The 25,189-nt window shown below is 70.3% G+C and carries 23 protein-coding genes; 10 read left to right on the top strand and 13 right to left on the bottom strand.

Going from position 1 to position 25,189, the window contains the following annotated elements; genetic code table 11:
• Positions 1-424: 424 nt before the first annotated feature.
• From ABZY12_RS16965 to ABZY12_RS16940, 6 genes are all read left to right on the top strand, one after another.
• Entirely contained in the window at positions 425-2,545 is a 2,121-nt protein-coding gene (locus tag ABZY12_RS16965; RefSeq protein WP_356890917.1) for a hypothetical protein, read from the top strand.
• Between the two features lie 337 nt (positions 2,546-2,882).
• Positions 2,883-3,266, top strand: coding sequence for a hypothetical protein (locus tag ABZY12_RS16960; protein WP_356890915.1), 384 nt, complete (start codon positions 2,883-2,885; stop codon positions 3,264-3,266).
• Positions 3,267-3,570: 304 nt separating this feature from the next.
• Positions 3,571-3,729 carry a hypothetical protein gene (locus tag ABZY12_RS16955; RefSeq protein ID WP_356890913.1) on the top strand — a complete coding sequence of 53 codons (159 nt, stop codon included), beginning with the start codon at positions 3,571-3,573 and terminating at the stop codon, positions 3,727-3,729.
• A 194-nt stretch (positions 3,730-3,923) separates the two neighbouring features.
• Positions 3,924-4,967 (top strand): vWA domain-containing protein, encoded by a 1,044-nt coding sequence (locus ABZY12_RS16950; protein WP_356890911.1) that lies wholly within the window; start codon positions 3,924-3,926, stop codon positions 4,965-4,967.
• Positions 4,968-5,619: 652 nt separating this feature from the next.
• Positions 5,620-6,060: a hypothetical protein gene (locus ABZY12_RS16945; protein WP_356890909.1), complete on the top strand. Its 441-nt coding sequence runs from the start codon at positions 5,620-5,622 to the stop codon at positions 6,058-6,060.
• 81 nt (positions 6,061-6,141) lie between these two features.
• Complete coding sequence (locus ABZY12_RS16940) at positions 6,142-7,419, top strand: PP2C family protein-serine/threonine phosphatase (protein WP_356890907.1); 1,278 nt, start codon at positions 6,142-6,144, stop codon at positions 7,417-7,419.
• A 33-nt stretch (positions 7,420-7,452) separates the two neighbouring features.
• Here ABZY12_RS16940 and ABZY12_RS16935 read toward each other — a convergent pair whose 3' ends face one another.
• The 3 genes from ABZY12_RS16935 to ABZY12_RS16925 all read right to left on the bottom strand — a co-directional run bounded on the left by ABZY12_RS16935 (position 7,453) and on the right by ABZY12_RS16925 (position 9,402).
• The gene (locus ABZY12_RS16935; protein ID WP_356890905.1) at positions 7,453-7,674 is read right to left on the bottom strand and encodes a hypothetical protein; all 222 of its coding nucleotides are present in this window, start codon (positions 7,672-7,674) and stop codon (positions 7,453-7,455) included.
• 481 nt (positions 7,675-8,155) lie between these two features.
• Positions 8,156-8,689 carry a DUF3291 domain-containing protein gene (locus ABZY12_RS16930; RefSeq protein WP_356890903.1) on the bottom strand — a complete coding sequence of 178 codons (534 nt, stop codon included), beginning with the start codon at positions 8,687-8,689 and terminating at the stop codon, positions 8,156-8,158.
• A 32-nt stretch (positions 8,690-8,721) separates the two neighbouring features.
• Positions 8,722-9,402 carry a helix-turn-helix domain-containing protein gene (locus ABZY12_RS16925; protein WP_356890901.1) on the bottom strand — a complete coding sequence of 227 codons (681 nt, stop codon included), beginning with the start codon at positions 9,400-9,402 and terminating at the stop codon, positions 8,722-8,724.
• Positions 9,403-9,781: 379 nt separating this feature from the next.
• Between ABZY12_RS16925 and ABZY12_RS16920 the strand changes: the two genes are divergently transcribed.
• Positions 9,782-11,830, top strand: coding sequence for a pectinesterase family protein (locus ABZY12_RS16920; RefSeq protein ID WP_356890899.1), 2,049 nt, complete (start codon positions 9,782-9,784; stop codon positions 11,828-11,830).
• A 201-nt stretch (positions 11,831-12,031) separates the two neighbouring features.
• On the opposite strand, the gene ABZY12_RS16915 is transcribed toward ABZY12_RS16920, so the two are convergent.
• From ABZY12_RS16915 to ABZY12_RS16890, 6 genes are all read right to left on the bottom strand, one after another.
• Positions 12,032-12,607, bottom strand: coding sequence for a hypothetical protein (locus tag ABZY12_RS16915; protein WP_356890897.1), 576 nt, complete (start codon positions 12,605-12,607; stop codon positions 12,032-12,034).
• A gap of 226 nt (positions 12,608-12,833) precedes the next feature.
• Entirely contained in the window at positions 12,834-13,559 is a 726-nt protein-coding gene (locus ABZY12_RS16910; protein WP_356891063.1) for a cation transporter, read from the bottom strand.
• Positions 13,560-13,561: 2 nt separating this feature from the next.
• Positions 13,562-13,897 carry a metalloregulator ArsR/SmtB family transcription factor gene (locus tag ABZY12_RS16905; protein WP_356890895.1) on the bottom strand — a complete coding sequence of 112 codons (336 nt, stop codon included), beginning with the start codon at positions 13,895-13,897 and terminating at the stop codon, positions 13,562-13,564.
• A gap of 153 nt (positions 13,898-14,050) precedes the next feature.
• On the bottom strand, positions 14,051-14,281 hold the full coding sequence (locus tag ABZY12_RS16900) for a phospholipase D-like domain-containing protein (protein ID WP_356890893.1): 231 nt from the start codon (positions 14,279-14,281) through the stop codon (positions 14,051-14,053).
• Positions 14,282-14,364: 83 nt separating this feature from the next.
• Positions 14,365-16,758 carry an excinuclease ABC subunit UvrA gene (locus ABZY12_RS16895; RefSeq protein WP_356890891.1) on the bottom strand — a complete coding sequence of 798 codons (2,394 nt, stop codon included), beginning with the start codon at positions 16,756-16,758 and terminating at the stop codon, positions 14,365-14,367.
• Positions 16,759-16,954: 196 nt separating this feature from the next.
• Positions 16,955-17,551, bottom strand: a complete 597-nt coding sequence (locus ABZY12_RS16890; protein WP_356890889.1) for a TetR family transcriptional regulator — start codon at positions 17,549-17,551, stop codon at positions 16,955-16,957.
• 61 nt (positions 17,552-17,612) lie between these two features.
• Between ABZY12_RS16890 and ABZY12_RS16885 the strand changes: the two genes are divergently transcribed.
• Positions 17,613-18,116, top strand: coding sequence for a DUF3995 domain-containing protein (locus ABZY12_RS16885; RefSeq protein ID WP_356890887.1), 504 nt, complete (start codon positions 17,613-17,615; stop codon positions 18,114-18,116).
• Between the two features lie 56 nt (positions 18,117-18,172).
• A complete protein-coding gene (locus ABZY12_RS16880; RefSeq protein WP_356890884.1) occupies positions 18,173-18,565 on the top strand; it encodes a DUF6463 family protein in 393 nt (130 codons plus the stop codon).
• Between the two features lie 122 nt (positions 18,566-18,687).
• On the opposite strand, the gene ABZY12_RS16875 is transcribed toward ABZY12_RS16880, so the two are convergent.
• The 4 genes from ABZY12_RS16875 to ABZY12_RS16860 form a co-directional block, all read right to left on the bottom strand.
• Positions 18,688-19,215: a class I SAM-dependent methyltransferase gene (locus ABZY12_RS16875; protein WP_356890882.1), complete on the bottom strand. Its 528-nt coding sequence runs from the start codon at positions 19,213-19,215 to the stop codon at positions 18,688-18,690.
• 64 nt (positions 19,216-19,279) lie between these two features.
• Positions 19,280-19,936 (bottom strand): class I SAM-dependent methyltransferase, encoded by a 657-nt coding sequence (locus ABZY12_RS16870; RefSeq protein WP_356890880.1) that lies wholly within the window; start codon positions 19,934-19,936, stop codon positions 19,280-19,282.
• A 150-nt stretch (positions 19,937-20,086) separates the two neighbouring features.
• On the bottom strand, positions 20,087-22,636 hold the full coding sequence (locus ABZY12_RS16865) for an alpha-L-arabinofuranosidase C-terminal domain-containing protein (protein WP_356890878.1): 2,550 nt from the start codon (positions 22,634-22,636) through the stop codon (positions 20,087-20,089).
• Between the two features lie 127 nt (positions 22,637-22,763).
• Positions 22,764-24,293 (bottom strand): aldehyde dehydrogenase (NADP(+)), encoded by a 1,530-nt coding sequence (locus tag ABZY12_RS16860; protein WP_356890876.1) that lies wholly within the window; start codon positions 24,291-24,293, stop codon positions 22,764-22,766.
• A 210-nt stretch (positions 24,294-24,503) separates the two neighbouring features.
• On the opposite strand from ABZY12_RS16860, the gene ABZY12_RS16855 reads away from it, so the two are divergent.
• A partial coding sequence (locus ABZY12_RS16855) for a mandelate racemase/muconate lactonizing enzyme family protein (RefSeq protein WP_356890874.1) occupies positions 24,504-25,189 on the top strand: 686 nt, incomplete at its 3' end.

The raw sequence follows: 25,189 nt of genomic DNA, 5'->3' as shown, positions 1-25,189 counted from the left end.
GGCTCCGGACCTCCCTCCCATGACATTCCCGGCCTGGTGCGGGTCTCACTGGTGTGGACACCAGCCGGCCGATCGTTCTGCCCCTTGGCGCCCGGGCCACGCCGGCAAGGTGGCCCGCCAGTGTGCCGTGCCGTACCCGAAGGGGTGCCGTCGGCCGACGTCGTCCGCGCCGTCGCCATCCAGGTCCGGTCCGGCTCGCCGTCGGCCGAAACACGGCCGCCGGATGCGAGTCGAGGGCGCGGGCCCCGAGCCGCGGGCCCTGCTCGCGTTCACCAGGCTCGACGCGGTGATCGGCGAGGTCAGGGGCCGACGTTGATCACCCGGACGGGGCGTGATCTCATGAGCGCCGATTGAACGAGGGTGCGATCCGGGGGGCTGCCGCCCCGTCCGTACGTACCCGATACGGACACCCCTGGAGGTCCCCATGACGCGCCGCCGGCTGCTGCCACTCCTCGCGGCCCTGCTTTCGGTCCTGTGGCCCATGTGGCCCGCGACCCCCGCCAGTGCGGCGGTGGCATCGGACTGCACCGTTGCCGGCATACAGACCCACGGCATCGCCTCGTCCACCTGGGCGATCAGCGGCTCCCTCGTGCACGACGGCCGCGCCTTCGTCACGAGCCGCGGCCGCAAGCCCGTGGTGATCGCCGAGTACAACCTCGCGGAGAAGAAGGTCGTGCCCGGGAGCGAGGCCGAGATCCCGGACGGCCCGGGCCCCGGCGTCCCCGAGGGCGCGTACGGCCTCGCGGCGTACGGCGGCAAGATCTACATCGGCACGTACGTCGAGGCCGCCCTCTACAGCTACGACCTGGCCACCCGCCAGGTGAAGCACCTGAAGACCTTCGGGGGCGAGGGCGACTTCATCTGGAGCCTCGCCGCGGCCTCCGACGGGACGCTCTACGCGGGCACCTACAACGACGGCAAGGTGTACGAGTACAAGCCCTCGACCAACGCCGTCCGTGACTTCGGCGTACTCGCCACGGGTGAGCGCTACGTCCGGTCCCTGGACGTCGACGACACCAACGTCTACGCCGGCCTGCTCGACACGAAGAAGATGGTCGCCATCAACCGGTCCACCGGCGCCGTCCGCGTTCTGGCCCAGGGCGGCACCGGCTTCACCACGGTCTCCGTCGGCCGGACCCGCGTGCGCGGTACCAGCGGCAGCACGCTGTACGACGTGAAGACCGACGGCACCGATCTCCGGACGGTTCCGATCAAGAGCCCCGAGGGGAACGACGAGTCGGCTGACATGGTCACCCTCGCCCCGGACTACACGATGTACATGTCGACCCGTCCGGACGGCAACGTCTACGAGTACAAGACGACCTACACGGAACCCAAGCACCTGGGCAAGCCGGTACCCCAGGACGAGACCCGCGGCCTCTCCGTGAACGGCACCACCCTCACCGGGTTCGCCGGCTTCGGCAAGGTCTGGCAGATGGACATCACCACCGGCCAGTCGTCCTTCACCAAGCTGAAGGACGCCGGGTTCAGCGAGGGCGCGGAGCGCCCCCAGTCCATCCTGCGCGCCTCCGACGGCATGGTGTGGGTCGGCGGCCACTTCATCATGAACGTCCACGCGCCCGACGGCGGCAAGCAGTTCATCGAGATCCCCGGTGAAGCCAAGACGCTGGTGGAGCGCAACGGCAAGATCTACTCGGCGCTGTACCCCAGCGGCCGCATCATCATGATCGACCCGGCGGCGACCGACCCGGTGACGGGGGCGAAGACGTACCCGGTCAGCATCGTCGGCCAGCTCCCCAGCGGTCAGCAGCGGCCGTGGGACATGGAGTACGACGCCGCCCGCGACCGGATCCTCGTGGCGACCGCTCCGCTCGGCACCGGCCTGCAGGGCGAGCTGAGCGTCTTCAGGTTCCCCGACCCGACCGCGACGGAGCCGGCGGAGACGCCCGACTCGTTCCCCGTCGTCACCAACGAGAGCCTGATGAGCCTCACCGTGGGCACGGACGGCACCGTCTACGTCGGCACCGACGTGCGCGGCGGTGGCGGCGCACCGTCCACCTCGTGGAACACCGCTGCCAGCATCGCCGCCTTCGACGCCGACTACGTCGACCCGACGACCGGCAAGAAGGGCAAGCTCCTCTGGGCGAAGGACCCCTATACGGCGGACGGCTACGACACCCTGCAGGACATCACGATCCACAACAACGTCCTGTACGGCGTCTACAAGCGCATCCCCGTCCCCACCGATGCGGTGCCGAATCCGCCGCGCTGGTTCGCCATGGACCTGTCCACCAGCACCCGCCCGATCGTCAAGCAGGGCTCCCTGCCCGGCTACGGTGAGGTCCAGGTGCACAACGACACGGTCTTCGCCTCGACCTTCTTCAACGGCGACGTCCACCAGATCGGCCCCGGCCTCACCCAGGCCAAGCACCTCGCCACCGCCCTCGACGACGAGTGGTACACCAACCCCCAGCTCGCCTTCATCCCGGGCACCTGGAAGGCCTACGGCCTGGTCGGCCGCAAGCTGGCCACGCTGCGGCTCGACCCGTCCTGCCCCAAGGTGACCGGCCCCTTCCCCTCCTGAGCCGAACGGGCGGGGCCGTCGGTGACGGCCCCGCCCCGTCCCGTACCGGCCCTACGCCTCCAGCACCGCACAGTCTCGCGGAACACTGCGATGGGCTTGTGACCACGTTGGTACAGGGCGCGCAGGGGGCTGGAGCGCGCGTTGAGCACCCCGCCCGTTCCCTGGGATGCCCGGGCCGGCTGGCCTGAACGTCCCATTCGATCCGTGACCTCTGACGGTGGCGATAGGCTCGTACGGGGGTGCGGCACCGGCGAGTTCGGCATGCCCGTCACCTGCCGCGATGGCGGGGCGGGCGGGCCGCTTCCCTTTCCAGTCAGATGAGAACAGGGAGTTGTCGTTGTCCATCCGCCGAACCATCGCCGCTACCGCCTCCACGGCGGCGGCCGCCGCCGTCCTCGTCTTCCCGGGCACCGCCCAGGCGTCCGACATGCAGATATGTGGCGTGTTCTCCGACGGACTGCTCCATTGCCGGAACTCCGCCCCGACGTCCGTGCGCAGTTCCCCCTACACCACCGACAGCTGGCAGGTCGACACTCTGCGCACCACATACAGCTGGTTCATCTGCTGGAGGTCGGGTGACCTCCACTCGGGCGGCAACCACACCTGGTACAAGACCGTCGGCGACGACCACGGTGCCACGGGCTGGGTGCCGGCGTCCGCCGTGTACACCAGCTCCGCGTTCGACCTCAACCCCGGTTACCACGGCCTGCGTCCCTGCTGACGGCACGCCGGCTTCGAGGCGGGTCGAACTCGCCCCCGAACAGCTCGACGTCTTCAGGGAGCTGGGCGTCGAGGGGCACGACATCGTCATCGTCCGGCCGCTGAGCCGGGCCGCACGAGGCCCCGGGATTCATGACTTCCCAGGCCCCGCGCTGTCTTGGAAGCGCCCGGTTCTCACGTGTCCATGACCCATGCGATGAGGCTCCGGGCTCCGCGGCGCTGGGCACCAGGCGGAGGCCGGGTCGGCAGTCGCGGCCGGTGTTGCCGTCGAGGGAGGCGGCGACGCCGGCGGCCGGCGAGTCAGAGTGGAGGATCTCGAGCAACTGGTGGCTGTCGGCCGTAGCTCCATCGCCGAGCTGACCGTGGGTGCTGTGGCCGCACGCGTAGACGCGACCGCCTTTGACGGCGAGGACGTGGTGAGCGCCCGCCGCAGGCTTGCTGCCGCCCAGTATCTCAAGGAATAGAGCCCTCCGCCGAAGGGGCGGACCCCGGGCGGCCCGCGGGCCGACCTCCTGGATCGATCCCAGAGCTACGGCGGGCGCAGCGGTTCGGCTGGGCCCTGGTGGCGCGGGCTCTTCATCCAGCCTGTGAGCCGAGATCGATTGTCAGTGGTGGGTGAGAAGGTAGGAACATCGAGCCGGAAAGAGGGGGAGCTGTCATGTCCGGAAGTCAGAACTACATCAACCACGTCGCTCTTGTGTTGGATGCAAGTTCGTCCATGTCGCGGCTGAGCCGCAAGGTCGTCGAAGTCGCCGACCAGCAGATTGAATATCTGGCCCGTCGATCGAGGGAACTGGACCAGGAAACGCGCGTCACGGTGTACGTCTTCGCGGACAAGGTGGAGTGCGTCATCTATGACAAGGACGTGCTGCGGATGCCGTCGCTGAAGCAGTTGTACCGGGTCGGCGGAATGACAGCTCTGCTGGCGGCCGCGTTGAAGTCGCAGCGGGAGCTGGCGCAGACGGCCCAACTGTACGGCGACCACAGCTTCCTGACGTTCGTACTGACCGACGGGCAGGAGAACGCGAGTCATCGCTGCCCGGACTCCCCTACCGGGGATCCGCGCGAACTGGTGCAGGCCGTGGCCCAGATGATCGAGACGCAGGAGGACAACTGGACGCTGGCCGTCCTCGTGCCGGACCAGATGGGGAAGCGCGAGGCCATGCAGTGCGGTTTCCCGAAGGACAACATCGCCATTTGGGATGCCACGAGCACGCAGGGTCTTGAGGAGGCCGGGCAGGTCATTCAGCAGGCGACCGAGAAATTCATGGTGGGCCGCTCCAAGGGAATCCGGGGCTCGCGCGCGGTGTTCTCCACGGGTGCCGAGACTGTCAACAAGGACACCATCAAGGCAGCCGGTCTCGCCCCGGCGAATCCGTCCGAATACCAGCTGATTCCGGTAGCGCGTGACGCGGCGATACGGGAGTGGGTCATCGAATCGGGACACACGTACCGCACCGGTTGTGCGTTCTATCAGCTGAGCAAGTCGGAGAAGATCCAGGCGCGGAAGCGGATCGCGGTGCTGGAGAAGAAGACGGACCGGGTGTACACGGGACCGGAGGCCCGAGCCCTGCTCGGCCTGCCGGACACGGAAGTACGCGTCAAGCCGGACCACAACGACGACTTCACGATCTTCGTGCAGAGCACCAGCGTGAACCGGAAACTGGTACCGCACACGCGGCTGCTGCTGATGATGAGCTGACATCCGGGAAGCCCCGCCGGTCCGACCGGCCCGGCGGGGCGCTTCGCATTCAGCACTCTGTGCCAGTGCGCAGGCAGGTCCAGAAAACCTGCTTCTCGTATCCGGCTCAGCGGTCGCGCAGTAGGACGACCTCCACGGCCGTACGATCCGCGGGGGCTTTGCCGGCGTGTGACACGGGCGCCCCCGACCGGCCCGCCGCCGGGTTCCTGCTCCAGGTTCGCCGATGGCGGCCGCGAGGAGGAGCGCGCCCTGGTGGGGCACGCTCCTGTTGATGGGGTTGCCCCCGGGGACTACATGGCCTCTCACGGCTTGGACTGGTTCAGCCGGACCCGCCCCGCGACCTTTCCTGACCTGCGAGGCCCCGGGAGGTGAAGCTCCTATCGGTCGTGAAGCTGTTCGGTGGTCGCTGCGGGGCGGTGCTCCGTCTCCAGGCGCCGTGCACCGTGGCGGCGTGCTTCAGCCCATGGTTGAGCCTTCCCGGAACGGCATCAGTCCGGTGATTCATCCTGTGGCCGACCGGACCCGATGGGAGGGAACCGACCCCATGGCCCTGAGCAGCGCTGACTCCGTACCCCTGGGTGGTATGGGCGCGCCCTATCGGGGCGTGAACGTCGCCAGGGCGGGCACCTGCGGGTTCCCGAAGGAGGTCACCATGAGCAGTTACAGTCACCACCACGTCTCCAGGGATCAGGAAACCGCGGAGCGTTTCCGGCATGCGCTTCACGACGAGTTGTTGACCCTTCCGATGCTCCTCGCGGCCCTCGCTCTCACCCTCGGCCCGTTCGTCTCTCAGCTCGGCCCCAAGGACGCTCAGGTGAACGAGGCGATGGTCGGCCTGATCCTGCTGTTCGTGGTGGGCCGCCGTCTCTACCGGGGCAGCGGGCTCCGCTCCGACCTGGTGGTCGCCGTGCTGGGGGCCTGGATGATCGTTTCCCCCTTCCTGCTGGACCTGCAGAACACCGCCGTGGCGGAGGGAAACAGGATCCTGGACCTGACCGCGGGCAGCCTTCTCGTCGTCTTCGCCGGGGCTTCTATGCTGACGATGAGGAAACAGAGGGACAACGGGGACCACGGCCCGGCGGCTCCACGATGACACGGGTGTCCATGTTGCCTGAAGGCGCCAGGCCCGCCAGCTTGGGATCTGAAGGCAGAACCCGATCGTGATGGTGAGGACATGGACGATGCCGCGTTCGGCCGACTGCTGACGAGACTGCTGGCCGATGCCCACCGGTGCGGCCCCGATGATCTCCCCTCGCTGCTGCGGGGCGCCGCTCGTTCCATGGGCCTGCTGGACGCGACGATCTTCGTGGCGGACATCCAACAGAATCTGCTGGCTCCCCTGCCCGACGGGCCGGGCCCGTCGGCATCGGACGAAGCCCGGCCGAGCCTCGCGGTCGACGGCACACTCGCCGGGTGGGCCTACCGCACCGAGTCCCTGAGGATCACGTCCGGGGACGACCTGACGATCTGGCTGCCCCTGGTCGACGGGATCGAACGGATCGGCGTCATCCGCCTCATGGCGCCCCACCTGGACGCTTCCACTCTGGACCAGTGCAAGACGCTGGCCTCCCTGACCGGACAGCTGGTGCACTCCAAGGCCGAGTACAGCGACACGATCCTGCACACCGCCCGTACCCGGCCGATGACCATGCAGGCCGAGCTGGCCTGGGCCTTCATGCCTCCCCGGACCATCGGCAACGACCGCGTCACCTCCAGTGCCGTTCTGGAACCCGCGTACGAGATCGGCGGCGACGCCTTCGACCACAGCCTCACCGCCGACACGCTGCATGTGAGCGTCGTCGACGCCATGGGGCACGACCTGGCCTCCGGACTGTCCGCCGCCGTCGCCATGGCCGGCTGCCGCTCCACCCGCCGCGCCGGCGGCAGCCTCACCGACATCACCACGGCGGTCGACGATGCCCTCAACCGGTGGCTGCCCGAGCGGTTGCTGACCGCCGTCTTCGCCGACCTCGACCTCCATACCGGGGTTCTCACCTGGGTCAACCGCGGACATCCCCCTCCGCTGATCATCCGTCGGCAGCGCGTCGTGCCCGGAGCCCTCAAGCGCGCCTCCCAGCTACCCCTGGGGCTCGCTCCCGAGGTCTCCAGCCCCGCGAGCACCATCCATCAGGTCCAGCTCCAACCCGGCGACCGCGTCCTCATCCACACCGACGGCGTCACGGAAGCCCGGTCCAGCACCGGCGAACAATTCGGGGAGCAACGCCTGATCGACACCATCGTCCGCGCCACCTCCGCCGGCGAGCCGGCATCAGAAGCGCTCCGTCGCCTCATCCACACCATCCTCGACCATCACCGCGACCACCTGACCGACGACGCCACCATCCTCCTGGCCGAATGGCACCCCCACGTATCGGCTCCCGGCCCCCGCTCCAGCCTGGTGGACAGCGGCCAGAACACCGAGCTGGGGCGGGACGGCGGGACGGCCGCCTGATGACGATCACGTCGCCGGCCGCTCACCATGCGGTCACCATTCGGGATGGACGTCGTGGCTGTCGTAGCGGATGCCGGTGGCGGTGATCCAGGGCCGGAAGCGGCCTGGGCCAGTGTGCTCGTGGGCGTAGGTGACCGGTTCGTCGCTGTCGTCGGTGACGATGACGGCCCCGGTCTTCTGTGCGCTGCGCAGCGCGTGGGTCCACAACCGGCCGCGATGACCGGTGCGATAGTCGGGGATCTTGCACTGGGACATCGGGTTCCGCCTCGGAGCTGTTGAGTATCGGCCTGTCCATAGGCGAGCAGGCGTGCGGCGGATGCCGAACAGAGCGCTATACCCGTTCTACGGTCTTTCGAACTGATGCACGCGCTCCTGCGACCTGTCGCTTTGCAGAGTGCCGTCGCGCGCGGCCAACCAGGTCCGTTCGGCGACCGCCTGGTTGTGGCGGCTGTCGCCGCTCACAGGGCGTAGCCCCTTGATCGCATGAATGGCCGACATTCGGTCGGCGACGGTGAAGTGGCGGGCGAGGACGGTCAGGCGGGCGGCGAGAGTCGCCGCCCGGTTCGGGTCGAGCGGGGGGTGCGGGCGGGCCGCCGCCGACAGGTCCCGGCGGGGCGGCGGGGATGCGGGCGTGCCCGCCGCCGAACAGGCTCCCGGGGTGCGGCCGCGGTAACTGAGGGAGCTTTTCGTTGAGATGCCGCCACGCCGCCGCCACGCCGGGTTGAGCGTCTCTTCCCTACACAGGTGCCGCGTCCCCGGCCGGTGCCTGCTCAGGCCGCGTCGGCGGAACGGCCTGAAGGTGTCGGGCGGCCTCCGCGGCGGTGTAGGAGGAGGCGAAGGTGAACGCGCGCGGGGACGGTCCGTTCGCCCGCAGGTCGGCCAGCCGCTCCAGGGCCTCGCCGACGGTCGGGAGGTGACCGGCGGGGACCCACCAGAGCACCATGTAGGCCTCGACGTGGCGCTCGAACCACTCGCGGCGCCGCCGCATCACCTCCAAGTGGCCGCTGCGGTAGGTGAAGTCCCACAGGGCCTCCCGGGACTCCCACACCGACAGGTTGACGATGACGTTCTCACCCGCCGGGCGCAGGCCGGTGGCGTCGGCGGCTCCCTCCTCGGCGAGCCGCCACACGAAGCCGGGCGTGCCGTCGGCGGCGGCGTTGACCGGGTCGAGCATCTCGACGAACGGCGCCATGCGCGGGTCGTCGAGGGGGTGGCGGAGCGTGGCGACGTTGAGCTCGGCGAGGTGGGCGGCATGCACGGATGCGGTCATGGCCACATCCCAGCACGGCCCGCTTTTCTATGTCAATCAGAATTGTTTTTAGAAACCTGGACCACCACGCAGCACTCCCCCGGCCGGGCGTCCATGCGGGCTCGGACGGGACCGTCCGTGCCGAGCAGCCCCTCCAGCAGTGCGAGATTCATGCCGCAGACGAGCGGCGGGAAGCGTTCGGCGACGGCATGGAAGGGGCAGTTGCGCATACGGACGACGCGTGCAGCCGCCCCGGTCGCCCCCTCGGCATCTTCCAGGTGCGGTTCGTAGCCGCGGGCGGCCAGGATCTCCATGGCCTCCTCCAGGCCGCCGCAGGGCGCCGCCGAGCCGCGTAGAGCCTCACCCCGGCGGTGTGCGGCCGCGCAGAGCCCGGCGTCCAGCCCGGCCTGCTCGGCAGCTTCGGCGAGCAGCTCGGCGGCCGTGCGGTAGTCGCGGGCGGGCAGCGACACCGCCCGCTCCGTCCGCGCCCGTGTGTACACCTTGGCGGGACGGCCCGCTCCCGGCCCGGAGCGGCCCGTCAGGCGGCGGCTTCCGCTCTCCAGCAGCCCTGCCTCGGTCAGCCTGTCCAGATGGTGCGCGGCGAGCGTGCGCGCCACTCCGGCCGCCTCGGCGGCCTCATTGCGGCCGACCTCGCGCCCCTGCGCCACCACGTACTCGTACAGGCGGCGTCGCACTGGATCCTGCAATGCCGCGATCGCGTCGATGTCCTCCATCCGCCCATTCTAGGAACGACAAAGGTTGGAGATAGAAAAGCGGAACGACCCCGGCTATGCCGCTTCGTTCGAACGCGCCCGCGCCCTGGCCCGCCTCCAGCACTCCCCGACTTCCCGTCTCCGCCCACCGTGCCCGTCTCCGGGCTTCCCTGACACGCGACCACCGCCTCACCGCCAGGGCCGCGGCCACGCCATGGATCAAGCACGGCTCCAGCCAGGCCGAGACACACCCGTCCCCGGGCGACACCGGCGGGCGGGGTAGTGCCCTCGCCCCCCGTAGTCGGCGCGGCAACCTTTCCGTCCGTCGTGGCGACCAGGCAGTGACCCGGCCCTCCCGGCACGGGTGCCCCACCCCCCACGGACGGAAATGGAACAGCACATGAGTGAGATACGCGGAAAGGCCCGGCACCGCAGGCGTCGCACGGCGCTGGTGGCCGGGGTGCCGGTGGCACTGGCCGCCGCGGGAGTCATGGCGTACGGCGCGGTGTTCGGGATGTTCGGGGCGGATGCCCGGCCGGAGGCCGGCGCGGCCTCCGCTCCCGCCTGGGCCACCGAGGCCGCGGACGGATTCGCGTCGGTCGACGCGCTCGGCCAGAACGGGACGTACGGCGGGCGGGGCGGGCGGACCGTCACCGTGCGGACCCTCGCCGAACTGGAGCGGTACGCGACCGCCCCGGAGCCGTACGTCGTCGTGGTGGCCGGGACGATCGACGTGAGCCCCAAGGGGCGGGAGATCAAGGTCGCCTCCGACAAGACGATCGTCGGCTCGGGCACTTCCGGTCACATCGTCGGCGGCGGCTTCTTCCTCGGCCAGGGCGTCCACAACGTCATCATCAGGAACCTGACCATCCGCGACTCGTACGAGGGCGTCTGGAACGACAAGGACCACGACTGGGACGCCGTCCAGATGGACGGGGCCCACCACGTATGGATCGACCACAACGATCTGCGGCACATGGCCGACGGGCTGATCGACAGCCGCAAGGACACCACGTACGTGACGGTCTCCTGGAACCGGCTGAGCAACAACAACAAGACCTTCGGGATCGGCTGGACGCCGAACGTGACGGCCGACCTGACCATCCATCACAACTGGTTCCGCGAGACCGAGCAGCGCAATCCGTCCACGGACAACGCGGCTCACGCGCATCTCTACAACAACTACCTCCAGGACGACCCGGGGACGGACATCTCCTCGTCCTACGGCAACTACGCCCGCGGGAAGACCCGGATGGTCCTGGAGCACAGCTACTTCCAGGGCGTGCGCAACCCGGTGATCAAGGACGCCACGGCCGCACTGGTGCAGCGCGGCAACCTCTTCTCGGGTACCAGCGGCCGTAACGAGAGCGGCGGGACGGCGTTCGACCCGCGGGCGTACTACCCCTACACACCGGACCGGGCGTCCGACGTGCCGGCGCTCGTCAAGGCCGGGGCCGGACCGCGGGCGTCCCTCGGCACGGCGTCCGCCAGGGCCGCGGCGGGCACCCTGGACGTGGCCAAGGACGGCAGCGCCCCGTACACGAGCGTGCAGAAGGCCGTCGACGCGGTGCCCGCCGGCAACCGCTCCCGGGTCGTGATCCGGATCGCGCCGGGCACCTACCGGGAGACGGTACGGATCCCGGCGAACAAGCCGTTCGTCACCCTCCAGGGCACGGGCGCGAGCCGCAAGGACACGGTGATCGTGCAGGGCAACGCCTCCGGTACGCCCAAGCCGGACGGGTCGGGGACGTACGGCACCGCCGGCAGCGCCACCGTCGCCGTGGAGGCCGATGACTTCCAGGCCCGTAACCTCACCGTCTCCAACGACTTCGACGAGGCGCGCAACCAGCAGCTCAGCGGGCACCAGGCGGTCGCACTGCGTACGGCGGCCGACCGGGTCGTGCTCGACGGCGTCATCGTCACCGGCGACCAGGACACCCTGCTGCTTGACACGGCCGCCAAGGACAGGACGGGCCGGGTGTACGTCACGAACTCCTACGTCGTCGGGAACGTGGACTTCGTCTTCGGGCGCGCCACCGCGGTCGTGGACAGGTCCGTCCTCACGCTGAAGAAGCGCTGGGACGGCACCTCGGCCGGTTACGTCACCGCCCCGAGCACTCCGGCCGGGCGCAAGGGCTTCCTGATCACCCGCTCCACGGTGAACGGTGACGTGGCCGCCGGGAGCTTCCACCTCGGCCGGCCCTGGCACGCGGGCGGCGACGTCACTCTCGATCCGCAGACCACGGTCCGTCAGTCCACCCTCGGCGCGGGGGTGAAGGCCGCTCCATGGACCGACATGGGCGGATTCTCCTGGCGGGAGGACCGTTTCGCCGAGTACCGCAACACCGGCCCCGGCGCGGGCGCCGCTCACCGGGACCGGCCCCAGCTGACGGACGCCCAGGCCGCCGAGCAGGAAAACGCGGACTGGCTGGGCGACTGGACGCCCTGACCGTTCCGGGCACGGGCCCTGCCCCGCTCGCCGACCGAGTCGGCGAGCGGGGCAAGGTGATCGGCATCGACCGTGATCCTGCCGACGCCGGCCCAGGCTCGGGAGCGCACCAACGGACGGCGGGCCGGAGGGAACCGGAACCGCGGGACGCGTGTAGAGAGTGGGCCGCCGCGGGCCGTTCGCCGGCAAGGCTCGCGGGAGCTACTCCGGTGCCCAGTCGGCCTTCGGCCAGTCGTACTCGCTGAAACCGTCCGGCAGCTTGCCGCAGGGAGCGTAGGCGCTCACGGCGAAGGTTCCCGTGGGCCGGTACCAGTCCACATCCACCTTGTCGCCGGTCTCGGGGTGCTCGAACCGGAAGCCCCGGTCGGAGATGTTCTCGCTGGTGAGCTTCCAGCCGTGACGCGCCAGGCGCAGGCGGGTGCGGTCCTGGGCGGAACGGGCCGTGGCCTCCGGTACGTTCGTCACCCGCCACGACAGCTCGAAGCTGCGCACGTCTCTGCGGCCCCTGTCGATGTGGGCGATGGACCTCAGGCCGCGGTAGGAGCAGGTGCCCGTCTCCACCCGGGAGGGGGCGGCGGGGATTCCGGGCAGAGCCGCCTCGTCGTACACCCGCTGCGCCTCCACCTTGAGCCGTGCGGCGACTCGATCGGGGTCGCTCGCGGGGTACGGCGTGCCGTTCCACACACGATGGCCGGCCACGCCGGCACCCACGGCGAGCAGGCCGCAGGCGAACCACAGGATCGCGCGGGCGGGACGACTCCTCGGAACAGAACTCATGATCCGGAGCGTAGGAGGCCGACGCCGCGCCCCGCGTGGGCGCGGCTACTCAGCTGTGGGGTGAGTAGCGCGCGTCACCACCAACGGAGTCGCCGGGCTGCCGTTGACCTTGGCCGGTTCGCCCTCGTCGCGACGCCGAAGGAGGCGAATTCATAGGGGTGTTCGGCGAGCCCGTCCCCCGGCTGCGCCTCGCCGGCGCTGTGTCGGGGCGCGACGCGGCAGTCGTTCACGCGCAGCAGGAGCTCCCCGAGTGGGAACCGCAGGCGTCCTCCGACTGGGGGGCGACACCGGCACCGGTGCCGGCTGCCGTGTGGGTGGTGGGTGCGCAGCAGCCCTTGCCGTGCCAGGCGTCGCGGCCCTCCTTGACCGCGATGGCGGCGATGACGAGGGCGGCGATCGGGTCGGCCCAGGACCAGCCGAGGGTGGCGTTGAGGATCAGGCCGACGAGGAGGACGGCGGAGAGATAGGTGCACAGCAGGGTCTGTTTGGAGTCCGCGACGGCGCTGGCGGAGCCGAGTTCGTTCCCGGCGCGGCGCTGGGCGGCGGAGAGGAACGGCATGATCGCCAGTGACAGTGCGGCGAGCACGATGCCGGGGATCGAGCGGTCGGCCTCACCGGCTCCGGCCAGCGCGCGGACGGCGTCGACGCTCACGTAGGCGGCCAGGGCGAAGAAGGAGACGGCGATGATCCGCAGCGTGGTCCTCTCCCGGGCTTCGCGCGCGGCGTGGTCGCGGGCGGAGAACTGCCAGGCGACCGCGGTCGCGGAGGAGACCTCGATGACGGAGTCCAGGCCGAAGCCGACCAGCGCGGTGGAGGAGGCCAGGGTGCCGGCGGTGATCGCGACCACGGCCTCGATGACGTTGTAGGCGATCGTCGCGGCGACCAGCAGCCGTATCCGCCGGGTGAGCGCGTCGCGGCGGGCCGGGGAGGGCCCGACCGATATCGCGGTCATCATCAGCAGCAGCCCTTCGTCGCGGCGTCCGGGCAGGTCTTGTCCGACTCGACCGCGACCACGGAGGTCAGCAGGTGGTCCAGGGCGTGACCGAGCCGGGGGTCGGCGAGTTCGTAGCGGGTGCGGCGCCCGTCGGGGACGGTCACGACGAGGCCGCAGTCGCGGAGGCAGGCGAGGTGGTTCGACAGTCGTGTACGGGAGACGCCGAGCGCGTCGGCGAGGTCGGCCGGGTAGGCCGGCGCCTGGCGCAGGGTGAGCAGGATCCGGCAGCGGATCGGGTCGGCGAGCGCGCGGCCGAAGCGGGCCAGCACGTCGATGTCGGAGGCAACGGTCAGCACCCCCCGACAGTACATCGAAAGCTGAATTCAGGAAAGTATGGATTCACTGGGCGGCGACGCGGTGTGGTCGGCCCCATGCCGTGAGCCCTGGGCGACGACGCCCAGGGCCCAACTACGTGGCGCTTCACGTGTCCTGGCAGTCGCACCCCACCGTCAGCGGCAGGCGGCCGTGTCGTCCGACGCGCCCGGGTACGCTGCGGTCCGTACCTGGCCGAAGTTGGTCACGAACGCGTCGTACACCGAAGGCGTCGTGATGCGCAGCATCGCCTCGTCGTTGTCGCGCAGCGCCGGACCGCTCCAGTTGTGGCTGCCGGTGAAGACCAGCCTCTCCCTCGCCCCCGCGTACATCCCGTCGATCATCAGGTTCTTCGAGTGCAACGCCATGGCCCGCGCCGTGCCGGTGCCGGTGCCCGTGCCCGTGCCGCGAAGAGCGTGACCGGGTGCGGGAGGCCAGGGCGCCGCCTCGGTCAGGCGCCGACGTAGGCCGCGAGGTGCTCGCCGGTGAGGGTCGAGCGGGCGGTGACGAGGTCGGCGGGTGTGCCCTCGAAGACGATCCGGCCGCCGTCGTGGCCGGCGCCCGGGCCGAGGTCGATGATCCAGTCGGCGTGTGCCATGACCGCCTGGTGGTGCTCGATGACGATGACCGACTTGCCGGAGTCGACGAGCCGGTCGAGCAGGCCGAGGAGCTGCTCGACATCGGCGAGGTGAAGGCCGGTGGTCGGCTCGTCGAGGACGTACACGCCGCCCTTGTCGGCCATGTGGGTGGCCAGCTTGAGCCGTTGCCGCTCGCCGCCGGACAGTGTGGTGAGCGGCTGGCCGAGGCTGATGTAGCCGAGCCCGACGTCGGCGAGCCGGCGGAGGATGCCGTGCGCGGCCGGTGTGCGCGCCTCGCCGGCGCCGAAGAACTCCTCGGCCTCGGTCACCGACATCGCGAGCACCTCGCTGATGTCGCGGCCGCCGAAGTGGTACTCGAGGACCGACGCCTGGAACCGCTTCCCCTCGCACTCCTCGCAGGGGGTGGCGACGCCCGCCATCATCGCCAGGTCCATGTAGATGACGCCGGCGCCGTTGCAGGTGGGGCAGGCGCCCTCGGAGTTGGCGCTGAACAGCGCCGGCTTCACGCCGTTGGCCTTCGCGAACGCCTTGCGGATCGAATCGAGCAGTCCGGTGTACGTCGCCGGGTTGCTCCGCCTGGAGCCGCGGATCGGAGCCTGGTCGATCGACACCACACCCTCGCCGACGGGGATCGAACCGTGGACGAGCGAGCTCTTGCCGGAGCCGGCGACGCCGGTGATGACGGTGAGCACCCCGAGCGGGATGTCGACGTCGACGTCACGGAGGTTGTTCGCCGTCGCGCCGCGGATCTCCAGCGTGCCGGTGGGCTCGCGCACCGTCTTCTTGAGAGTGGCCCGGTCGTCGAAATGGCGTCCGGTGACGGTGCCGGCCGCCCGCAACCCCTCGACGGTGCCTTCGAAGCAGACGGCGCCTCCCGCCGTACCGGCGCCGGGGCCGAGGTCGACGATGTGGTCGGCGATCGCGATCGTCTCCGGCTTGTGCTCCACGACGAGCACCGTGTTGCCCTTGTCCCGCAGCCGCAGCAGCAGGTCGTTCATCCGCTGGATGTCGTGGGGGTGCAGGCCGATGGTGGGCTCGTCGAAGACGTAGGTGACGTCGGTGAGCGAGGAGCCGAGATGGCGGATCATCTTGACGCGCTGTGCCTCGCCGCCCGACAGCGTGCCCGACGGACGGTCGAGCGAGAGATAGCCGAGACCGATCTCCACGAACGAGTCGAGGGAGTGCCGCAACGCGGTGAGCAGCGGCGCCACCGACGGCTCCTTGAGACCGCGGACCCATTCGGCCAGGTCCCGGATCTCCATCGCGCAGGCGTCGGCGATGCTGATCTTCTTGATCTTCGACGACCGGGCGGCCTCGTTGAGCCGGGTGCCGTCACAGTCCGGGCACGTGGCGAAGGTGACCGCCCGCTCCACGAACGCCCGGATGTGCGGCTGCATCGACTCCTTGTCCTTGGACAGGAACGTCTTCTGGATCTTCGGGATCAGCCCCTCGTAGGTGAGGTTGATCCCGTTGATCTTCACCTTGGTCGGCTCGCGGTAGAGGAAGTCGTACCGCTCCTTCTTGGTGTACCTGCGGATCGGCTTGTCCGGGTCGAAGAAGCCCGACTCGGTGATGACCCGCACCACCCAGCCGCCCCCGGTGTACGTGGGGATGGTGAACGGGTCCTCCGCGAGCGACTTGGAGTCGTCGTAGAGCTGGGTGAGGTCGATGTCGGAGACCGTGCCCCGGCCTTCGCAGTGCGTGCACATGCCGCCGGTACGGCTGAAGGTCACCTTCTCGGTCTTGGTCTTCTCGGCGCCGCGGTCGACCGTGAGGCCGCCGCTCGCCGAGACCGAGGCGACGTTGAAGGAGTACGCGCCGGGCGGGCCGATGTGCGGTCTGCCGAGCCTGCTGAAGAGGATGCGCAGCATGGCGTTGGCGTCGGTGGCGGTGCCGACCGTGGAGCGGGGGTCGGCGCCCATCCGCTGCTGGTCGACGGTGATCACGGTCGTGAGGCCGTCCAGGACGTCGACCTCGGGACGCGCAAGCGTGGGCATGAAGCCCTGGACGAAGGCGCTGTAGGTCTCGTTGATCAGCCGCTGCGACTCCGCGGCGATCGTGTCGAACACCAGCGAGCTCTTGCCGGAGCCGGAGACGCCGGTGAACACCGTCAGCCGACGCTTCGGGATCTCGATGCTGACGTCCTTGAGGTTGTTCTCGCGCGCACCGTGCACGCGGATCAGGTCATGGCTGTCAGCGGCGTGCGGCGCAGGCGACCGGGGGGCCGTCCTCTTGGCCTTGCTCATCGTGTCTCCCTCTCTCGGACGTGGCCGCCTTCGCGGTCTCCGTCGGCGTCGCCCGGCTGGATCCGCCCAGCTTCGAACAGTCCGTCCGGTTCCGCATCGTCGGCACGGTCGCGGTGATCGTCCGCTGTCCACGTCCACCTGATCGGTGGTGTCGGGCGACCTTACTGCGCGGGCGTACAGGGGACGGTGGAGAATTTCACTCCGGGTCCGCGTCGGGGGTGGCCGATCGCGCCAACGAGGCGATGAGGTGCTCGAGCGCGGCGGTGGCGACGGCGCCGGTGGCGGCGACCTCGGGCACGACACCGACGGCCGAGCGGCGCAGTTCGACCCAGCCGAGGTAAGCGGCGTACGTGGTGACCGCCTGGCGCCTGGCCAGTGCGGACGCCATGCCGAGGTCGGTGTAGAGGTCGGTGAGATAGGCGATGCGCCGCTCGGTGACCCGGCGGAGGACCGGGGCGACGGCCGGGTGGTCGGCATGGGCCACGATCGCGGGCTCCAGGCCGGCGATGTCCTCCTCTCCCAGGGCGGTGGTGAACAGGGCGGCGAGCCGCCGCAGGGGATCGGTGATGTCGCCCAGTTCGGCGATCAGGGCCGCCGTGTGCTGCTGCTCCCACATTTCCAGAGCGGCCGTCAGGAGTGCGTCGCGATGCTTGAAGTGCCAGTAGAAGCTTCCCCGGGTCGCCCCCAGCTCGCCCGCGAGCGCGTTGACCGATACGGCGGCGACTCCGCCGCGTGCCATCGCGCGCAGCGCCGCGATCGACCAGTCCTGGGGGGTGAGTTGCCTTCTCGCCATGTCCGTACAGTACTGTATGGTCACATCCATACAGGGGTGTACGGAGCGATAGGGGAACGCGATGACGCTGACGAGAATCGCCGGTGGGGCGGCCGCGGTCGGCCTCGGCGCGGCGGGGGCGCTGCACGGGATCTGGACCTTCTCTCCCTGGCCGCTGACCAGCCGTGCCGAGTTCGCCCGTACGGTCGTGGGCGTCGCCGAAGCGGACCTGCCCTCACCGGAGTTGACGGCCGCGGTCGCGGTGGCGCTCGGTGCGGCCTCCTACGCTGTCGCGGCTCAGGCCTCCCTGGTCCCGCGGGTGGGGTCAGGGCCTCTGGTTCGCCGGGGCGTATGGGGTGTGGCGGGCGTGCTGCTTCTGCGAGGCGCGGCTGGTCTCGTGTCGTCCGGCCTGACCAGCCGACCGAGCGACTTCACCCGCTGGGACGTGGCGCTGTACTCCCCGCTGTCTCTGGCGCTGGGTGGACTCACGGCGTACGTCGCCGCATCCACTCGCGCTCCTCGCGGCCAGGACCGGCGCACCGAGGTCACGCGGCCGGCGTCGCCCTCCCCCGTACGGGGCGCATGATGCGGACGGGGCACGCCATGAGGTCCCGGACACCGGACGAATCGAGGACGTCGACGATGACCCGGTGGATTCCGCGACTGGTGATCGCTCTGACGGCGGTGCACTTCGCGGTCTCCCTGATCGCCTCCAGCACGTTCGACGATGTGGCCCGCGACGGATTCTGGAACGCCGTCCCGGGAGATCCGCGGCGCGAGTACGAGATGTGGTTCTTCCTGGCGGGGTTCGGCCTCCTGGCTCTCGGGACACTGAGCCGGCGCGTCGTCCGTGACACGGGAAGGCTCCCGGCGCAGCTGGGCTGGTATCTGCTCGCCATCGGTGTGCCGCTGCAGATCCTCTATCCCGTCTCCGGTGCTCCCGGACTGATCGTGCTCGGGGTCCTGGCCCTGATCGCGGCCCGGCGGGACGGCGCGGCGGACCGTCGCGAGGGCGCTCGCCGGCGTGCTGCCTGAGCGGAAGCGGCTGGGGCCGGCGTGGCCGTCGATGAGCCGTCAGTCGGGTCGGCCGGCCTCGGCCTGCGACCTCGGCGCCGCGCGAGCCCTGGTGGTCCTACTCCCCTGAAGGAGGGGGACCTTCAGGCGGAGAGGCGGCCGACGATGGCCACGACCGGTGCCATGCGGACCACCTCGATGGTGAAGCCGCCCGCCGCGAGGGTGTGGGCGACTCTGCCGGCGATCTCGTCCAGGCGCCCGTTCGGGGGCTCGTAGAACGTGTGAAGGGTGCCGCCCGGCGCCAGGAGGTCCGCGGCGAGGGTCAGTTCCGCGCGTGCCGGGCCGGTCCAGAACAGGTTGACGTTGATCGCGAAGATCTTGTCGAAGCGGTGAGCGGAGAGACCCGCCGCTCTCACGTCGGCTTCGGTGAACGCCGCCGTGGCGATCGTGGCCCGGCCGTCGCCGATGGGGCCTTCGTTGCGCCGTACGGCCCGAGAGACGGCCGTCCGCGAACGATCGATGGCCGTGATCGTCCCTGTGGTCAGCAGAGGGCAGAGCAGCTCGACCGCGCCCCCGCCGCCGCACCCGATCTCCAGCAACCGGTCGGCCGGCCGCACATCCAGCGCCGCCACCGCTCGCCTGATGCGCTCGGGAACCGTCGTGTCCGCCATGGGCGCCCAGTGTAGAGATCCTGGAGGGCCGGCCCGCCGAAGCGGGCCGGCCTGTCTCAGCGCGTCACACGTCGGCGATCAGGGCATAGCGTTCATCGTCCACCGGACCGCCCCACAAGTCCGTGTCGCCGCTGAGCGGCTCCACGCGCACGGCGGTGACGAACGGGCGTACGGCATCGGCGAGCTCTTCGGCGCTGATTCCGCCGTTCCAGGGCAGCGATTCGGCCCCGGCCACGTACGGGACACCCGTCCGGCCCGCTTCACGCCAGCGCCCCTCGACGAGCAGCAGGCGGCCTCCGGGCCGCAAGCGCGTCACCCACTCGCGCAACGCGGTCCGGGGATCGGGCAGCGTCCAGACCAGATGCCGGGCCACCACGACGCCGAACCGCTGATCCCCGGTCGCAGGCGCCATGGCGTCACCGACCAGGAAACGTCCGTCGAGGCCGGCGGCCGCGAACTTCGTACGCGCCCGCTCGACCATGCGCGGAGCGAGGTCGATTCCGGTCGGCCGGTGTCCGGCCTCGGCCAGCAGCAAGGACACCGATCCGGTGCCGCAGCCGACGTCGAGCACATCGACGGGATCGGTCGGCATCAACGAGTCCAGGAGCCGGGCCCACGCGGCACGGGTGGGCCCGGCTCTCAGCCCGTGGTCGGGCTCGTCGTCGAACGCCGCGGCAGCGGCGTCCCAGTAGGCGGTGATCGAAGCGGCGCGGTCCGTCATGTGCCGATGCTCTCAGCGGCCACTGACACTCGGGGCCCGGGAGCGGTGTCCGGGGTCCACCACGACCTGCGACCGGTGCGGTCGCGGCCCCGTCCCGTCATGGAGCCGCGGCCGACGGGAGAATCCCGTCGGCCGCGGTCATGCGGGTGGTCAGTGGGTTCTGATGCGCAGGAAGGTGACCGAGTGGGCGGGGAAGGTGTACGTGAACGCGGGGCCGGCGAGGGGGAGTTTCGTCGTCCGGGGGCGTACCGGGCGTTCGGTGGCGGTGTTCTCGGCGTCCGGGGCCGCCTCGACGGTCGTCACCGTGGCCATGCGACCGGTCCTGGTGTTCTCGCCGAGGTCGATCCGGGTCCGGGCCGTGTGCTCCTGGGCGTTGACGACCTTGACGATCAGCTCGCCGGTCCTGGTGTCCCGGGTGACGACCTGACGGAAGGGTTCGGCGGCCTTGTCGTCGGTGAAGCGGGCCCATTCACGGCCGTCGAGGAAGAGGGTGACCTGGCGGCCGCGGACCTGGACGTTCACGTCGTAGGTGCGGCCCGTCTCGATCCGGGTGCCGTCCTGGACCAGGGTCTGCTTGCCGCCGCCGGTGGCCTTCTCCACGGCGGAGGCCGTGTTGTTCCAGCCGCCGAGGTTCCACCAGTAGTAGTTGCCGGTGTCGCGGACACCGAAGGCGATCAGGAAGCCTTCCGCGCCCGCCTTCTTCGTGGCCTTGACCTTGAGGTCGTAGTTCTGCCAGCCGGGGTCGCCCGCGGTGACCATGGTGTCGGTGGCGGCCGTGTCGGTCTGGACGAGCGCTCCGTCCTCCACCGTCCAGGCGCCCCTGCCGGTGGCGTGGGTCCAGGCGTCGCGGCCCGCGGAGAAGTCGTCGCGCAGCAGGGTCGTGCCGTCGGCGGCGGTCACCTCGACGTCGTCGTACGCGGCGCTCGTGGCCCAGGTGGACAGGCCCACGGCCCCGGTGATCGGGCCGCTGACGACGGGGGTCCGGGACGCGCGGCTGGGCACCACGTGGTCTCCGGGGTTGTTCATGAAGAGCTTCTGCACTTCGTAGTTGGCGCTGCCCCAGGACCGGGTGTTGTCGAACCAGATCATGTCCGGCTGCCACTGCGGCTTGTCGGTGCGAGCGAGCAGCGGAGCGTACGAGGCGAGCTTGACGACGTCCGCGTTGCGTTCGAGGCCGGTCATGAAGGCCGCTTCGGCGAGGGCGTTGGAGAAGCGGTTGCCGAGGGAGGCGTACTCGCCGAGGAAGACCTTCGGGCCGCCGCGGTCGTAGGAGTCGTAGCGTTCGTTGTTCTCCAGGAACCACTGCGGGCTGTTGTAGTAGTGCTCGTCGACCATGGCCACGCGGCCGGACCGGTTGAGCTCCCAGGCGCGGTCGAAGACGGGGCCCGCGTCGTCGGGGCCGGAGTTGCTGATCACCGTGATCTCGGGGTGGCGCTCTTCGATGGCCTCCCGGAACCGGGTGAAGCGGGCGAAGAACGCGTCGGGCAGGTTCTCCTCGTTGCCGACCTCGAGGTGGGTGAGCCCGAAGGGCTTCGGGTGACCCATCTCGGCGCGCTTGCGTCCCCAGGTGGAGGTGACGGGGCCGTTGGCGAACTCGATGAGGTCCAGGGTGTCCTGGATGTGCCGGCGCAGCAGGGCCGGGTCGTCGGTGACCCTGTTCTGTCCGCAGCCGGTCACGAGGGCCGGGACGACCGGCAGGGGCATGGCACCGATGTCCTCGGCGAACTGGAAGTACTCGTAGTAGCCGAGACCGTAGGTCTGGTGGTAGCCCCAGAAGTTGGCGTTGGCGGCCCGCTGCTCGACGGGTCCGACGGTGTCCTTCCACTGGTACGAGCGGGCGCGTTCGTAGTGGGGCGCCTCGTAGCCCTGGTGGCTGCCGGTGTTGACCAGGCAGCCGCCGGGGAAGCGCAGGAAGCCGGGGCGGAGGGCCTCGATCTTCTGTGCCAGGTCCTCGCGCAGGCCGTTCGGCCGTCCCTTGTAGGTGTCCCGCGGGAAGAGGGACACCATGTCGAGCCGGAGGGTGCCGGAGCCGCCTGCGGTGACGGAGAGCCGGGCCGCAGCGCTGCTGTCGCGCGCGGTGAGGGTCCCGGTGTACTTCGTCCACCGGTCGCCGCGGACGGTGAGGGTCAGCGGTGCGGACAGGGCGGTGCCCGCGTCGTCCCGCAGGGCGACGGTGAGCGGGGTGCCGGCCGGCTGGTCCGTACGGGCCCAGACGGAGAAGTCGTGACGCTTGCCGGAGTCCACGGCTATGCCGGCGGCGAAGCCGCTGTTGACCACGCCGTACCGGCCGTCCGGTCCTCCCTTCCCGTCGAGTCGCAGACGCAGGTGGCGGCGGTTGCGTTCGTTGAGTCGCCCCGCGTCGTCGATCACCTCGGCCGCGCCTCCGGCGCCGCCGGAGGCCGTGGGGGTCCACGCCGTCATCGGGTGGTAGGCGGGGTTGTCCACCCGGTCGAACTCGAAGGAGCGGTTCTGGACGAGTTCGGCGTACAGTCCGCCGTCGGCGGCGTTGTTGATGTCCTCGTAGAAGACTCCGTACATCGTCGGATCGATGGCGGCTCCCTTGCCGGACGCGTCGACGTCGACTGTGTAGTCCACCTGCTCGGACGCCGATGTGCTCCGTGCGTCGGCGGGCCCGGTGAGGCAGGCGCCGGCGAGGAGCAGACCGGCGAGGAGGGTGACCCCTGTTCTCGCTCGTGGCATGGCTGTTCCCGTTCTCTTCGGCTCTGGGGATCAGTGACTGCGCGCCCGGGCACCTCGGTGCCCGAGCGCCGTGCGGGTGCGCGGGTGGTACGGGTACGGAGGGGGCGGTCCGGTGCCGGGCCGCCCCTCAGGCGTCGCGGCGGCCGTCGACGCGGCGGGGCAGGCCCAGCGGGTTGGAGTCGCGCAACTCCGCGGGGAGCAGCGCCTCGGGGGTGTTCTGGTAGACGACGGGGCGCAGCCAGCGCTCGACGGCGGTGCCTCCGACAGAGGTGGAGGTGGAGGTGGTGGCCGGGTAGGGGCCGCCGTGGTGCTGGGCGGGCGCGACGGCGACGCCGGTGGGCCAGGCGTCGACGAGGACCCGGCCGGCGAGGGGCACCAGGGCCTCCAGGAGACGGGCGCCGTCCCCGTGGCCCGCCTTCTCCTCCGAGGACAGGTGGACGGTGGCGGTGAGGTTGCCGGGCAGGCGGGCGAGCACGGCGTGGGCCTCGTCGTCGTTCTCGTAGCGGGCGACGACCGTGACCGGGCCGAAACACTCCTCCAGGAGCAGGTCGTGGTCCCCCTCTTCGGCCAGGGCGGCGGCGGCCACGGTGAGGACGCCTGCCCGGACCGTACGGTCGGACACGGCGCCGGCGGTGACGGGCGCCGACACGCCGGACAGTCCGGTGCGCGCGGTGACCCCTTCGACGAAGTTCTCGTGCATGCGGTGGTCGAGGAGGACTCCCGGACCGGTGGCCGCCACGGACTCCTCCAGCGCCTTGAGCAGACGGTCGCCGCCGGGATTCGCCGGGACGAGCACAAGGCCCGGCTTCACGCAGAACTGGCCGACGCCGAGCGTCATGGAGCCGGCCAGGCCGGTGCCGAGCTCCTCGGCCCGCTCCCCCGCGGCCGCCTCGGTGATCACGACCGGGTTGAGGGAGCCGAGTTCGCCGTGGAACGGGATGGGCACGGGACGGGCCGCGGCCGCGTCGAAGAGCGCCCTTCCGCCGCGTACGGAGCCGGTGAAGCCCGCCGCCGCGACCAGCGGGTGACGGACCAGCTGGACGCCGGCGTCGAAGCCGTGCACCAGACCGATCGCCTCGTCCGGCACTCCGTGTCGGCGGGCGGCCTCGCGCAGCAGCCGGGCGGCGAGTTCCGAGGTGGCCGGGTGGTCGGGGTGTGCCTTGATCACCACGGGGCAGCCGGCCGCGAGCGCACTCGCGGTGTCGCCGCCCGGCACGGAGAACGCGAAGGGGAAGTTGGACGCGGCGTACACCGCCACGACACCGAGCGGCACCTTGTACCGGCGCAGGTCCGGAACGGGCGGCGTCGCCGTGTCGTCGGGGTGGTCGATGATCACGTCGAGGAAGCCGCCCTCGTCGACGAGGTTCGCGAAGCTCCGCAACTGGTGGCAGCTGCGGGCGAGTTCTCCCCGCAGGCGGACGGGGCCGAGGGCCGTCTCCGCGTCCGCCGTCGTCACCAGTGCGTCGGCCTCCTTCTCCATCAGCTCGGCGGCCTCGCGCAGCAGGGCCGCTCGCACCGTGCGGTCGGCCAGCGCGGACATCGACGCGGCGGCCCCCCGTACCGCCGCGTCCACCTCCTCGGGCGACGCCTCCAGCGTCACCTGCGCCCGCCGGTCCCCGGTGCGGGGATCGAAGCTCCAGACCGGTGCTGTCGTCATCCCGACCTCCTCACTGTTCGTCATATCGAACATCGTTCTCAATATCGGCCGTGGCAGGCTAGGCGCCCCTCTCGGCGCGGTCAAGAGTCACTCGAGGCGCACCGAACACCCCGGCTTCGTCGACCCGTTGACATCGACCGGCCACGCTTCGTACTGTCGCGGCAAGATTTCGAACGTTGGTCGATATACCGAACACGAGGAGTCCCCGCCGTGCGCATCACGGGAATCAGCACACACGTCGTCGGAACACCCTGGCGGAACCTGACCTACGTCCAGGTCCATACCGACGAGGGCCTCACCGGAGTCGGCGAGACCCGGATGCTCGGACACACCGACGCCCTCCTCGGCTACCTCCGCGAAGCCGAGACCAACCACATCACCGGCTCCGACCCCTTCGCCGTCGAAGACCTCCTCAGGCGCATGAAGTACGGCGACTACGGACGAGCCGGCGAAATCGTCATGTCCGGCATCGCCGTCATCGAAATGGCCTGCTGGGACATCAAGGGCAAAGCCCTCGGCGTCCCCGTCTGGCAACTCCTCGGCGGCAAGGTCACCGACCACGTCAAGGCCTACGCCAACGGCTGGTACACCACCGAACGCACCCCCGACGCCTACCACCGAGCCGCCAAAGACGTCATCGCCCGCGGCTACCGCGCCCTCAAGATCGACCCCTTCGGCACCGGCCACCTCGAACTCGACCCCCCACAGACCCGCTACGCCGTCTCCCTCATCGAAGCCGTCCGCGACGCCATCGGCCCCGACACCGAACTCATGCTCGAAATGCACGGACGCTTCTCCCCCGCCACCGCCATCCGCATCGCCCGCGAAATGGCCCCCTACCACCCCGCATGGCTCGAAGAACCCGTCCCCCCCGAGAACCTCAAAGCCCTCCAGAA

Origin of the sequence: Streptomyces sp. NPDC006551, from assembly GCF_040611675.1 — a bacterium.
In the GTDB taxonomy this organism is placed as follows: domain Bacteria; phylum Actinomycetota; class Actinomycetes; order Streptomycetales; family Streptomycetaceae; genus Streptomyces.
Note: the sequence above shows the minus strand (reverse complement) of the source record. Positions and strands in the feature narration are given on the sequence as shown.